This is a genomic window from Phyllobacterium chamaecytisi (genome assembly GCF_020164455.1).
Lineage (GTDB): Bacteria > Pseudomonadota > Alphaproteobacteria > Rhizobiales > Rhizobiaceae > Phyllobacterium > Phyllobacterium chamaecytisi.
The window spans coordinates 150,850-163,562 of the sequence record NZ_JAIQWW010000007.1; the positions used below are offsets into that span (position 1 = coordinate 150,850).

Consider the following 12,713-nt stretch of genomic DNA (forward strand, 5'->3'; position numbering starts at 1 on the left):
TCAAGGCGGGACTTGTCAGGGATACAATTAAGCCCCTGACAAGAGTACTAAAGCCTGGCTACATTCCCATGGGACCGCGGTTCATGGCGGCAACCCCTGTCCGGCAAATCTCGACGAGGCCAAGCGGCTTCATGATCGCGATAAACTGATCGATCTTCGAACCTTTGCCAGTGATCTCGAAGATGAAATGCTCCGTCGTTGCGTCCGTCACCTTGGCATGGAACGCATCGGCCAGACGCAATGCTTCATTGCGGTGCTCGCCAAGACCTGCGACTTTGACCAGCGCCAATTCGCGCTGGATTGGCCCGCTCTGGCCAAGTTCATCTGCACGCACAGACAAATCCACCACACGATGCACCGGAACAATGCGTTCCAGCTGGTGGCGGATCTGGTCCAGAATATGCGGTGTGCCGCGCGTCACGATTGTGATGCGCGATAGATGCTGCTCGTGCTCTGTCTCGGAAACCGTAAGGCTTTCAATGTTATAGCCCCGTCCGGAGAATAGGCCAATCACGCGTGCAAGGACGCCCGGCTCGTTATCGACCAGGACCGATAGAACTGTCGTGACTGGTAGTTCAGTCTCCTTGGCAATGAAATATGCCGAACCGGAGGCTAGGTTTTGAGCGTTCATTTGTTATTTTCTCCGGTTTTCTTAAACGAGCTGTCTGCCCTTGGCATCAATGGCGTTGGCGACTGCATCATCCGTGGCCTCATCCGGCAAAAGCATCTCATTGTGAGCCTTGCCGGAAGGGATCATCGGGAAGCAGTTCGCGAGATTAGCCACGCGGCAATCGAAAAGTACCGGCTTTTTGACGTCGATCATTTCCTGAATGGCATCGTCGAGATCGCCAGGCTTTTCGCAGCGAATACCGTGACCGCCATAGGCTTCTGCCAGTTTGACAAAATCGGGCAAGGCTTCCGTATAGGAATGTGACAGTCGATTGCCATGCAGCAGTTGCTGCCACTGGCGGACCATTCCCATGTATTGGTTGTTTAGGATAAAGATCTTGATCGGTGCTTCATACTGAACAGCAGCACTCATCTCCTGCATAGTCATCTGCACCGAAGCGTCCCCGGCGATGTCGATAACCAGCGAGTCAGGATGCGCAATCTGCACACCCAGCGCTGCCGGTAGGCCATAGCCCATCGTTCCGAGACCGCCTGATGTCATCCAGCGATTGGGCTTTTCGAAATGATAGAACTGCGCCGCCCACATTTGGTGCTGGCCTACTTCGGTCGTGATATAGGTGTCGCGATCCTTGGTAAGTGCATACAGCCGCTCCAGCGCATATTGCGGCATGATCACGTCCTTGTTGCGCGTATAGGACAGAGATTTCCGTGAGCGCCACCTGTCGATCTGCGACCACCATTGATCGATCGCCTTTTCGTCAGGCTTTGTCGACGACGCGCGCAGCAGGCGAATCATATCTTCGAGCACATGGGCAACATCACCAATGACCGGAACATCAACCCGAACCGCCTTGTTGATCGAAGACGGATCAATATCGATGTGAATCTTTTTGGAATTTGGCGAGAAACCGCTGATGCGGCCGGTAATACGGTCATCGAAGCGCGCACCGATGTTCAACATGACATCGCAATCATGCATCGTCATATTGGCTTCGTAGGTTCCGTGCATGCCCAGCATACCAAGCCAATTCTTGCCGGATGCCGGATAAGCGCCAAGCCCCATCAATGTCGAGGTAATCGGGAAATTGGTGAGCTCGACGAGTTCCCGCAGCAATTTACTTGCTTCGTTGCCGGAGTTGATAACACCGCCGCCCGAGTAGATCACAGGGCGCTTTGCCGTCAGCATCAGAGCAACAGCCTGCTTGATCGCCTCGATATCACCCTGGATCTTGGGATGATAGCTGGTGCGCGGCGAGACTTCCGGCGGTGTATACATACCGGTTGCAAACTGAACATCCTTCGGAACGTCAACAAGGACGGGACCGGGACGCCCTGTTTTGGCAACGTGGAAGGCCTCGTGCAGAACACGCGCCAGATCGTTGACATCCTTCACCAGCCAATTGTGCTTGGTACAAGGGCGCGTGATACCGACGGTGTCGCACTCCTGGAAGGCATCCGAACCGATCAGGCTCGTCGGGACCTGTCCACTGATGCAAACCAACGGAATGGAATCCATCAGCGCATCCTGCAGCGGCGTAACAGCATTGGTTGCACCGGGCCCTGATGTGACCAGCATAACGCCAACTTTGCCGGTGGAGCGGGCATAGCCTTCCGCGGCATGACCCGCACCCTGTTCGTGCCGGACCAGAATGTGGTTGATCTTGTCCTGTTGGAAGAGTTCATCGTAAATCGGAAGCACTGCGCCACCCGGATATCCGAAAATATCGGTTACCCCTTGATCAATGAGCGCCTGGACGACCATCTCGGCACCAGTCATTTCACGTCGTTGCGATGGTCGGCTGTCACTATCCTGCTTGTCTGCTTTCATCGGTCTCTTCCCGTCTATTCTGCGGCCCTTGGCCCTTCAGAAGGTGTTTGCTCTAACTGAAATGTTGGAAATAAAAAAGGCCCCCGAAGGAGCCTGTGTATCGCGCATGGGAGCTTTCGCCGGGTGCTTACTACACCCTGCCCATGCGCGATCCCACGACGATAAGAACTGTTTTCATGGTCGCGGACGATAGTTAAGCAAATTCCATACGTCAACGGCAAAAATGCAAATCAAATCGAATGACCAGCACTGAGCCTGAAACCGGTCGAAACAATTGTCATAATCACGCTAAGATAATCTCAATGCCTTCGAATTAGGGTGACCCGACAAGTCTTGTCAACACACTGCTATCAGTTCACGGAATGGTCACCAACGATGAACGCTGAAGCCTTGCCGGCTGAACAACCCAGACCCTTCGTTCGCAATCGAACCGATGGGCACGTCATCGAATGCAACGGCGAAAAAGCCGTCATTTACGCGTTGACCGGGCCGTCCATCGCAGCATCGGATGACTACTGGACAGTCGGCCAGTTGATTTCCATTCAAGTCGGAAACAACCGCGTGGTTGGGCTCGTCTATGAAGTCAACACCCATGAAGCGCAATGGGTCGTCGAAGCCGACCAGAGCATTCGCATCCATGTCGAACTTATCGGACAGGTTAATGAGCATGATGATGGCTCGTTGACCTTTTCATCCGGCATTGCGAATTATCCGCACATGGGCGCCGTAGCACATCGGATTCGCGCGACAGATCTGGCAATTATCTACACGGCAAGCCTGAAGAACACCGTATCGGTCGGGCATCTGTCGCAAAATGCATCGATCCCGGCATTGATCTCGATCGATAGTCTGGTTTCGCGACACTTTGCCGTTCTCGGCAGTACCGGCGTGGGTAAATCGAGCGCTGTTTCCCTGCTTTTGCGTAAAATCATCGCGCAGCGACCCGATTTACGCGTCCTGATCCTCGATCCCCACAACGAATTTGCAAGCGCTTTTCCTGATCATGCAATCTCAATCGATTACAACACCTTGGAGTTGCCCTATTGGCTGTTCAGGCTGGAAGAGTTTGCAGAAGCTGTCTTCCGCGGGAGGCCGACGGTGCCAGCCGAAGTTGATGCCTTGCGCGATCTGATTCCGATTGCGCGGGAGCGCTTTGCCAGTTCCGAAGCGACGACCGCCGCTTCGCTCCTCAAAAAAGACCGCGATTATTCATCGATGACCGCCGATACGCCTACGCCATATCGCATCACTGATCTCATCAAGCTGATCGATGAGCGTATTGGCCAGCTGGAAGGCAAGACGGATCGGCCGATCATGAAGGCGCTTCGGCAGCGTTTGCAAGCGCTGGTTACCGACCCCCGCTACCGCTTCATGTTTTCGGCCCCGACGACGATGGACACGATGCGCCAGACGATTGGCCACATTTTCCGCATACCCAAGAACGATCGTCCAATTTGCGTCTTTCAATTGGCTGGATTGCCATCGGAAGTGGTGAATTCCGTTGCCTCGGTACTCTGCCGCATGGCTTTCGACCTCGCGGTGTCGAGCGACGGCCGCGCACAGACGCTCGTTGTCTGCGAGGAAGCGCATCGTTACATTCCCGCGGATGCCAATGCGGGTTTCTGGCCGACGCGTCAGGCAATTGCCCGTATTGCCAAGGAGGGCCGCAAATATGGCGTCTATCTCGCGGTCATCACGCAGCGTCCCGGCGAGCTTGATGCAACCATTCTTTCCCAATGCAGCACCGTGTTTGCCATGCGCCTTGGAAATGAGCGTGATCAGGAGATCATTCGCGGCGCCATTACCGGCGCATCGCAAAGCACGATTGGATTTCTGTCATCGATTGCCAATCGAGAAGCGATCGCGTTTGGTGAGGCCGTTCCGACGCCGATGCGCATGATGTTCGAGACAATTGCGCCTGACCAATTGCCGGCCGCACATATGACCAAAAGCCAGCAATCCGTACGGCTCGGCGATTCTTACCTCTCTCTCGATACGATCTTGATGCGAATGCGTCAGCTCAACGCAGCAGAAAGCACGAGCAGTCAGGACGACGCATTCGATATCGTCGAGAGTATTGGCAATCCTGTTGCGAGCCAGAGGCATACGGTTCCCTTGGCTCAGGAGCCCGTAAGAACCCAGTGGCGCAATATCGATGCGGCAATCCGCAAAGAGGAACCGCCCAAGTCGCAACCGGAAGGGACCGACCGATTCCGTGCCAGCGACCTGATCCGTACGTTCCGCAACGACAAGACCTGAGTCACGGATAAGGCAACCTTTCCCAATCGTCGCCGAGCTGGTTGCGGAACCATGTCATCTGGCGCTTCGCATATTGACGGGTGGCAATCGTCGCTAGTTCTGCGGCCTCCTCTGGACCCAGCCGATCGGCAAGGACCTCGGCAATTTCGCGCACGCCGATCGCTCTCATGGCAGGGAGTTCACTCGAAAGTCCCAATGATAACAATGCTTTGACCTCGTCGAGGGCTCCAGTTTCCATCATCGTTTCAAAGCGCGATGCTATGCGGTCGCCAAGCCATTTCCTATCGGGCTCGATAACAATCTTGCGCGCAGCTCCAGAGTCAATCAGCGATCTGCCGGTTGCCTTCTGCCATTCGACGATGGACCGACCCGACGTATCGATGACTTCGAGCGCTCTTACAATCCGCTGGCTATCGGTCGGACGTAAGGTAGACGCCGCCAACGGGTCTTTCTCGTCAAGAATCGCGTACAATTCCCCTGAGCCGAGCTCCGCATCCTGCTGACGCCAATGCGCCCGGATATCCGCCGGAATATCAGGCATTGCCGATAGCCCTCCGAGAAGTGCACGAAAATACAGCCCGGTACCACCAGCAAAAATCATAGTCTTTTCAGCTAGTTCTGGCCTATTCAGAACTTCTTCGGCATCCGAGAGCCAGCGTCCGGTCGAGTAGGCGATGCTCGGCGAAACATGCCCGTAGAGATAGTGGGGCGCGGCTTTGAGATCGTCCGGACCTGGCCGCGCGGTCAGGAGATTGAGGACATCATAGACCTGCATTGAATCGGTATTGACGATCACACCGCCTGTTTCGTCCGCCAAACGAAGCGCAAGCGCCGACTTGCCGCTTGCCGTCGGTCCAGCTATCAGGATTATCTGTCTTTTCGCCACGCTAACGCCCAATCGGAAATTGCCCTATGCCCTTGATGGCCACGCTCATCGCCAATCCCGCCACATCGGACCTTGTACCATCGCTCGGGATTAAAGCCTCGGCGGCGGTCAATGCAACAGGTCTTTATTGGCTGGCCGACGGGATTGCCTGCGATCTTGCTTTGAGGGACGGTACCGATGCTGCTTCAGCGCATCTTGAACTGGTACGGGCTATCGACGGCGCTCCGATCGATATTATCGTGCAAAATCAAGATACTAGGCGCAAGAAGATTTTGATTGCCGACATGGATTCGACCATGATCCAGCAAGAATGTATCGATGAACTGGCCGAAGAAGCTGGCCTCCGCGAAAAAGTTGCGGCGATCACTGCGCGGGCGATGAATGGCGAAATCGCGTTCGAACCTGCGCTGCGTGAACGCGTCGCGCTGCTGAAAGGACTGCCCTATACAGTGATCGACAAGGTGATCGCCGGCCGCATCACGCTCATGCCGGGTGGGCCGGAACTGGTCCGCACAATGAAGAAACACGGGGCTTATACTTCGCTTGTTTCAGGCGGGTTTACCGTGTTCACCCAGCGTATCGCCGAGATGATCGGTTTCAATGAGAACAGCGCCAACACATTGATAGATAACGGAAAAATCTTGACGGGAGAGGTCAAGGAACCGATCCTCGGCCGTGAGGCCAAGGTCGCGGCGCTCACCTCCATCTGCCAGCGTTTTGGCCTTTCACCGCAAGATGCGATCGCGGTCGGAGACGGCGCCAACGACCTCGGCATGCTGCAGCTGGCAGGCACTGGCGTAGCGCTCCACGCCAAACCGATCGTTGCGGAACAGGCAAAGGTGCGGATCGACCATGGTGATCTGACCGCACTTCTCTATATCCAGGGCTATCGAAAAACCGATTTTGTGTCCTGAACTCGCGTCCCCACAACCATTTTTCGCGCTGTGGTTGAAAACCTTGCGCCAGAATCGACACTTCTTGCGTCAGATTCGCCAGTTCTTGTGCAGGATTGGGTCATTCTTGCGCAGACTTGCATGCGATCCTGAATCTCTGAGAGAAAAATGCCGCGGTTGAATCCAGCCGTTCAAATCAGTCCATTTGAAGCGTCACAAACCGCAGCTCGCCGGTTTTCGACGCCAGCATCAGCAGCGCATTCTTGCGGCCCTCGTCGCGAAGTTTTTCGATCCGCGCCGCCACATCCTCAGGCGTCGAGACGGTCTCCTGTGCAATGTCGACGATGACATCGCCCGCGGCGATGCGCTTGTTGGCGGCAATCGAGCCGTTCTGCACTTCAGTCACGAGCACGCCCTCGACCTCCTTGGCGATGCCGAACGTCTTGCGCGTGGCATCGTCGAGTTTTCCAAGGCTCATGCCGAGCACGTCCACGTTCTGGGCGGCGCCGTCCTCGCCAGTCGTCTGGTCGTCCTTCTTGGCATCCGCCTGATCACTGTCTTCCAGGCGGCCGAGCGTAACCTTGACAGTCTGCTCCTTGCCCTTGCGGACAACGACGACATCGACTTCCTTGCCGATAGGGCTCTCCGCCACAACACGTGGAAGATCCTTGACGTTGTTGACATCCCTGCCATCGAAACGCGTGATCACATCGCCGGGCAGTATCGCACCATTGGCGACCGGGCCGCCTTCGATGATCCCGGCGACCAGCGCGCCCTTGCTGGATGTCATGCCGAGGCTTTCGGCGATATCGTCAGTCACAGGCTGGATGCGCACGCCAAGCCAGCCGCGACGCGCCTCGCCAAACTGGCGCAGCTGCGCGATGACGCCGGACGCAAGCTCGGCCGGAATGGCAAAACCGATACCGATCGATCCGCCGGTCGGCGAAATGATGGCGGTATTGATACCGATGACCTGTCCATACATATCGAACAGCGGTCCGCCGGAATTACCGCGGTTGATCGCAGCGTCGGTCTGGATGAAATTATCGTAGGGACCGGAATTGATATCACGGTTGCGCGCAGAGACGATACCGACGGTCACGGTGCCACCGAGGCCAAAGGGATTGCCGATGGCCATCACCCAATCGCCGATACGCGTCTTCGATGAATCGCCGAACTTGACCGCAACCAGCTTGTGCTTTTTCGGATCGACCTTTAGCACGGCAAGATCGGTCTTGGTATCCTTGCCAACAAGCGTCGCCTTTAGCTTGGAACCGTCATTGAAATTGACTTCGATCTCGTCGGCATCGGCAATCACGTGATTGTTCGTGACGACGATGCCCTCGGCCGCATCGACCACGAAACCCGAACCGAGCGACTGGACCTTGTGCGAAGGATTGCTCTCACCAGGATTCTGCTTGCCGAAATATTCGTCGAAGAATTCCTGGAAGGGCGAGCCATCAGGCACCTTCGGCATTGGCACCGGGCCCGATTCCCCATCCTGTCCCTTGACGGTCTGCGAGGTCGAGATATTGACCACGGCATCGAGCAAGCCCGCCGCAAGGTCGGCAACGGAGGCCGGCCCCTGTGCTCGCGGCTGTTGACTGTTCGGCACAACCGGAGCTTGCACCTGCGCCCGCGCGACACCGACAAATGCCGGGTTGAGGCTTGTCGCGGTCAGCGCAATCAGCGCGGTAGCCGCGGTTGCGGAACGGAGAACGAGGCGACCAGTCTTGAAAAACATACGTTCGGGCCCTTATCGGAAACAGAATGATACAACAGAACGGCGAGAGGCGACATAAATATGACCGAGCGGCTATTGCAGCATTTATTTCAGATCAGTCAATTCAAGAGTTGATGAATTGACGGAACTCGAGTGCTTGGTTCGACAAGCTCACCATGAGGGAGGCAGGAGATTTGCAGGGAGCCAAGAGCACACACGTTGGCTGTTTTCATTTGCCATCCGCCAACTTCCCTCATGGTGAGCTTGTCGAACCACGCACCGAGATGTGTGTGTGCTTATACTGATCGCGTTAAGACTGGCGCTGGATTTGCCTTACTACGCGTATATTCGTTGTCTGATCAATCAACCCTGTTGAGGCATGATCAGGTGGATGCCATTGGAGGAGTGTATGCGAGTTCGAGCAACCAAGCGGGACTTGGACGAATTGTTTGCTGATGGCCCCGTCTCCGTTGGGGCCATGCTAAACCTCCTTCATGACGTCGAGCACAAAGACCAAGACGAGATAGCATTTGCAAATTCGCTGGTACCCGGTGCGGGCGATTATTTAAACCGCGGCTGGCTCAGGCTATTCATCAAAGCGGACATTTCCGACGATGACGCAAAGCAAGAAGTGTCTCGTCAAAAGGCGTTAGTCAAAAGACTGTGCGCCCTATTTCCCGCTGTTCTTCGTTACCTGAGGTTGGACGAAAAGAAGCACGCTCTCAACGTGCTGAATATGGTCTCCGACTGCGCGTCTGACTACGCGGTGATACTTGAAAGCGGTCGAAGGACAGCAAACAGAAAGAAAACAATAGCTAAAATCGATAAGCTTCATTCAAAGATTGTCGAAGTGAATAAACTTTTGGACGATCCAGATTCGCCTTATTCCTATGATTTCGAAAGTATCTACAAGGCATATAAAAAGCATCTGCATGGTGATGAAACCGAAGTCCGGCCCTTCTGGCAGCTTCAGAATGATTTGAAATTTCTCTCGCATTTCTTGAGTTTCAATCTTTATCGCGCTCATCATGAATCCGATTTTATCAGGCCGCGGGACAATCAAGCCAAGACGCATATTGTGGACTGTGCGTATTCCTTATCGCTCGGTTGGGGAGGTCCGCAGCTTGTCACGACGCCCGGTTCGGATTTTTCCGCAATGTGTAGCGTAATTTTCGAGATTGCCACAGGCATAGCCGACGAGAGTTTGGCGGGGGCCATCAACCGATATGCACGAAGCCAAGAGCGTGCTGAAGTCGATGAGCACGAAATAGAATACGGTCCAGCTCGAGAACGTGAGAGGGATGAAGACAACTTCTATGACGTGAAGAAGGCTGCGTTGAAGGTCCAGTCCGAAATCGAGGATCTAAAAGTTAGCATTAATGATTCTTCAATGTCTGTTGAATCAAGGATTCTCGCGGGATGCCTACTCGCTGAGGCAATCGAAAAAGCAGAACGAAATGACAAAGCGCACGGTCCATTCATAATGTGGGCATCTCAGATGAAGATAGATTGGGATGGAAAAATGCGCGAGCACGAGGATCACGAAGCAAGATTGCTTCAGTTGGCCATAAATCTCGGCAATCGCCAGAGAGCCCCACGGACACCAAGTTGACGCCAATGAATCGAATTTGGAAGATTCGCGTCAACTCTGGTCCATTTGAACAGGGTATTTGGTTACTCATCGATGCCGTTCGCATCGTGGACGTGACGTAGCTCAATCGGAAGAGCAATTCGTTTTCTACTTGGATGGAATCACATCCGAGGGCGGATAGGTTGCGGGTTCGAGCCCCGCCGTCACGTCTCCGACATTTTGCCGCAAATAAGGTTGGCGGGTTATCCCCTTGTGGGGGAGAAAGGATTTTCCTGGATTTAGCCTTTGCTAAATCCTTGGAAAATCCAACAGAGGGGATGTGCTGAGCATCTAAAATCCCCTCTCTTGCGATTTCTAGCACTTGAGCAAAGGGCTCAAGATGCTGAAATCGCTTTCTCTCCCACAAGGGGAGAGATAACGCTGCATCAAGGGTTTAAGCTAGACTTGGCAGGCCCGCGCTACCCCCGTGCGAGCCACACCACCCCCACACCGATGGCTACGGAGGCGACGCCGGCGATGCGCAGGAAGCCATCCGGCTGTTCGCTGACATCGCGGGCAACACGTTTGGCAACGAGCGGGAAAAGGCCGTAGAGAAGCCCCTCGAATACGAGGAACAGCCCTACGGCATCAATGAAATCGATCATGATATGAACCCGCCCCTATTGAGGGGCGGGAGCGGGTGGAGCAGGCGGCGTAGCACCGGCGGCAGGCGGTGTAGCACCGCTGACCGGAGGCAGACCACCATTCGAATCCTGGAAATACCGGAAGAACTCGGAATTCGGTGAAAGCACCATCGTCGTTCCCGTATTATCCAGCGCCGTGCCATAGGCCGTCATCGAGCGATAGAACGCAAAGAAATCCGGATCCTTGGAGAAGACGTCGGCGAAGATACGGCTGCGCTCGCCTTCACCCTGACCTCTGGCAATTTCCGATTCCTTGCGGGCTTCCGCGATGATTTCGACAACCTGGCGATCGGCGATGGCCTTGATGCGCTGTGCTGCTTCACGGCCGCGGGCACGCAGGCGCTCGGCTTCCGCCAGACGTTCTGCCTTCATGCGGTCGAACGTCTGCTGCGACACTTCCTGCGTCAGGTCCGTCCGGCGAATACGCACGTCAGTGATCTGCAGGCCGAGCGATTCCGCATCGGGGCGCAGTTGCTGGCGCACTTCGTTCATCATGCCGGCGCGCTCGTCCGACAGGGCAGCCTCAAAGCCACGCAAACCATAGACACCACGCAACGCCGCATCGAGACGCGTACGCAACCGGGCTTCGGCCAATGTGACGTCGCCCGATACGGTCTGACGGAACTTGCGCGGATCGGTGATCTGGTAGACGAGGAAAGCATCGACCTCGTAGAACTTGCCGCCCGAAACCTGAACACGGATATTGTCGAGTTCGAAGCTCAGGAGACGATCTTCGATCATCTGGACATTGTCGGCCTCAAGGAAGCCGAAAGGCCACTTGAAGTAAATGCCGGGATCGGCCTTCACATCGACGATCTGACCAAACCTCAGGACAATGGCCTGCTGGCCGGCCCTGACGACGAAAAGCGACGAATAGGCCAACAGTGCGATGAACGCGATAAGGCCAACGAGAAGCGGAACACGATTCTGGTTCATGGCTTTGTCCCCTCTGTGGTGGTGGCGGGGGCAGGCTTGGCGGTCAAACCCGGCAGCGGCAGATAAGGTATGACGCCTTGTCCGCTTTGATCGACGATCACCTTGTTCGAATCCTTCAGTACACGCTCCATCGTTTCAAGGAAGAGACGCTTGCGAGTGACTTCCGGCGCCTTGACATACTGGTCATAGACAGAGGTAAAGCGCTGCGCCTCACCTTCTGCTTCCTGGACGATACGGTTTTTATAGGCAGCCGCATCTTCACGGATCTGCGCGCCTTCACCGCGGGCCTGACCCAGCTTCTGGTTGGAATACTGGTTCGATTCCTCGACGAAACGGTCTTCGTCCTGTTCGGCACGCTGAACTTCATCGAACGCGTCGGCCACTTCGCGCGGCGGCGCCGCATCTTCGATCGACAGGGCATTGATCGCAATGCCCGCGCCATAATCGTCGAGCGTCTTCTGGATAATGGCGCGCACGTCATTGGCGATGCCAGCGCGGTTATCGCGGAAGATATCCTGTGCCGGACTGCGGCCGACGATCTCGCGCATGGCGCTTTCCGAAACCTGCTGCACGAGGTTTTCCGGATTTTCGACATGGAACAGATAGGCGACGGGATCGGAAACGCGATACAGTACGGAGAACTGAACATCGACGATGTTCTGATCGCCGGAGAGCATCAGGCCTTCTTTGGCGCCGCGAGCGCCCTGCCCGCCAATGTTCTTCTGCTTTTCGACGATCTCGACCTTTTCGTAGGATTCGATTGGCCACAAATGGAAATGCAGGCCCGGCTCGGCGATATCAGGCTTGGGCTTGCCGAAACGCAGCTCCACAGCGCGTTCGTCCGGCTGGACTGTGTATATCGACTGGAAAAGCCAGAAAGCCACCAGCGCAAGTGCGGCCAGGCCCCAGATCGCCGGACTGCCGCCCGAACCACCCGGAAGCGCCTGACGCAAACGATCCTGACCACGGCGGAATATATCTTCGAGATCGGGAGGGGTTTTGCCTCCGCCACCTTGCGGCTTTTGACCCCAAGGGCCACCGCCGCCACTATTATTACCGCCGCCACCCCATGGGCCGCCGCCGCCGTTCTGATTACTCCAGGGCATTCCTACCTCTTAATTTGAACGAAAGCGCCACCCCGTGGCTTCCTCCCGCTAATCCAACTTCCCGTTTATAGGGATGGCGAGGCGCGCTTTCAACGCGTGGCGACGCTTATTCACGTCATAGCGGTCTGCAAACGGCGTTTTTCTGCGCTTCCGGTGCTCACGTACCAAATGTACGCTG

The 12,713-nt window shown here is 55.6% G+C and carries 10 protein-coding genes and 1 tRNA gene; 4 read left to right on the forward strand and 7 right to left on the reverse strand.

Going from position 1 to position 12,713, the window contains the following annotated elements; all coding sequences use genetic code 11:
* Positions 1–58 precede the first annotated feature (58 nt).
* Together ilvN and LB462_RS13065 are read right to left on the reverse strand one after the other, a co-directional pair.
* Positions 59–631: an acetolactate synthase small subunit gene (gene ilvN, locus LB462_RS13060; protein ID WP_112530013.1), complete on the reverse strand. Its 573-nt coding sequence runs from the start codon at positions 629–631 to the stop codon at positions 59–61.
* Positions 632–652: 21 nt separating this feature from the next.
* Positions 653–2,458: an acetolactate synthase 3 large subunit gene (locus LB462_RS13065; protein ID WP_255626575.1), complete on the reverse strand. Its 1,806-nt coding sequence runs from the start codon at positions 2,456–2,458 to the stop codon at positions 653–655.
* 375 nt (positions 2,459–2,833) lie between these two features.
* Between LB462_RS13065 and LB462_RS13070 the strand changes: the two genes are divergently transcribed.
* Positions 2,834–4,717 (forward strand): ATP-binding protein, encoded by a 1,884-nt coding sequence (locus LB462_RS13070; protein WP_224508501.1) that lies wholly within the window; start codon positions 2,834–2,836, stop codon positions 4,715–4,717.
* Position 4,718: 1 nt separating this feature from the next.
* Here the strand turns inward: LB462_RS13070 and miaA are convergent, their stop codons facing one another.
* Entirely contained in the window at positions 4,719–5,603 is an 885-nt protein-coding gene (gene miaA, locus LB462_RS13075) for a tRNA (adenosine(37)-N6)-dimethylallyltransferase MiaA (RefSeq protein WP_224508502.1), read from the reverse strand.
* 26 nt (positions 5,604–5,629) lie between these two features.
* Here miaA and serB point away from each other — a divergent pair, with 26 nt between their 5' ends.
* A complete protein-coding gene (gene serB / locus LB462_RS13080; RefSeq protein WP_224508504.1) occupies positions 5,630–6,517 on the forward strand; it encodes a phosphoserine phosphatase SerB in 888 nt (295 codons plus the stop codon).
* Between the two features lie 175 nt (positions 6,518–6,692).
* Here serB and LB462_RS13085 read toward each other — a convergent pair whose 3' ends face one another.
* Positions 6,693–8,240, reverse strand: coding sequence for a DegQ family serine endoprotease (locus tag LB462_RS13085; RefSeq protein WP_224508506.1), 1,548 nt, complete (start codon positions 8,238–8,240; stop codon positions 6,693–6,695).
* A 388-nt stretch (positions 8,241–8,628) separates the two neighbouring features.
* Here LB462_RS13085 and LB462_RS13090 point away from each other — a divergent pair, with 388 nt between their 5' ends.
* Both LB462_RS13090 and LB462_RS13095 read left to right on the forward strand, forming a co-directional pair.
* Positions 8,629–9,831: a hypothetical protein gene (locus tag LB462_RS13090; RefSeq protein WP_224508508.1), complete on the forward strand. Its 1,203-nt coding sequence runs from the start codon at positions 8,629–8,631 to the stop codon at positions 9,829–9,831.
* Between the two features lie 91 nt (positions 9,832–9,922).
* A tRNA-OTHER gene (locus tag LB462_RS13095) sits at positions 9,923–10,019 on the forward strand.
* A 249-nt stretch (positions 10,020–10,268) separates the two neighbouring features.
* Here the strand turns inward: LB462_RS13095 and LB462_RS13100 are convergent.
* From LB462_RS13100 to hflK, 3 genes are read right to left on the reverse strand one after another with little or no spacing between them, the layout of a single operon-like run.
* Positions 10,269–10,454, reverse strand: a complete 186-nt coding sequence (locus LB462_RS13100) for a DUF2065 domain-containing protein (RefSeq protein WP_112530022.1) — start codon at positions 10,452–10,454, stop codon at positions 10,269–10,271.
* A gap of 15 nt (positions 10,455–10,469) precedes the next feature.
* Complete coding sequence (gene hflC, locus LB462_RS13105; RefSeq protein WP_224508510.1) at positions 10,470–11,429, reverse strand: protease modulator HflC; 960 nt, start codon at positions 11,427–11,429, stop codon at positions 10,470–10,472.
* The gene (hflK, locus tag LB462_RS13110; protein WP_224508512.1) at positions 11,426–12,535 is read right to left on the reverse strand and encodes an FtsH protease activity modulator HflK; all 1,110 of its coding nucleotides are present in this window, start codon (positions 12,533–12,535) and stop codon (positions 11,426–11,428) included. Before hflK ends, hflC begins: the two co-directional genes overlap by 4 nt.
* Positions 12,536–12,713: the final 178 nt, after the last annotated feature.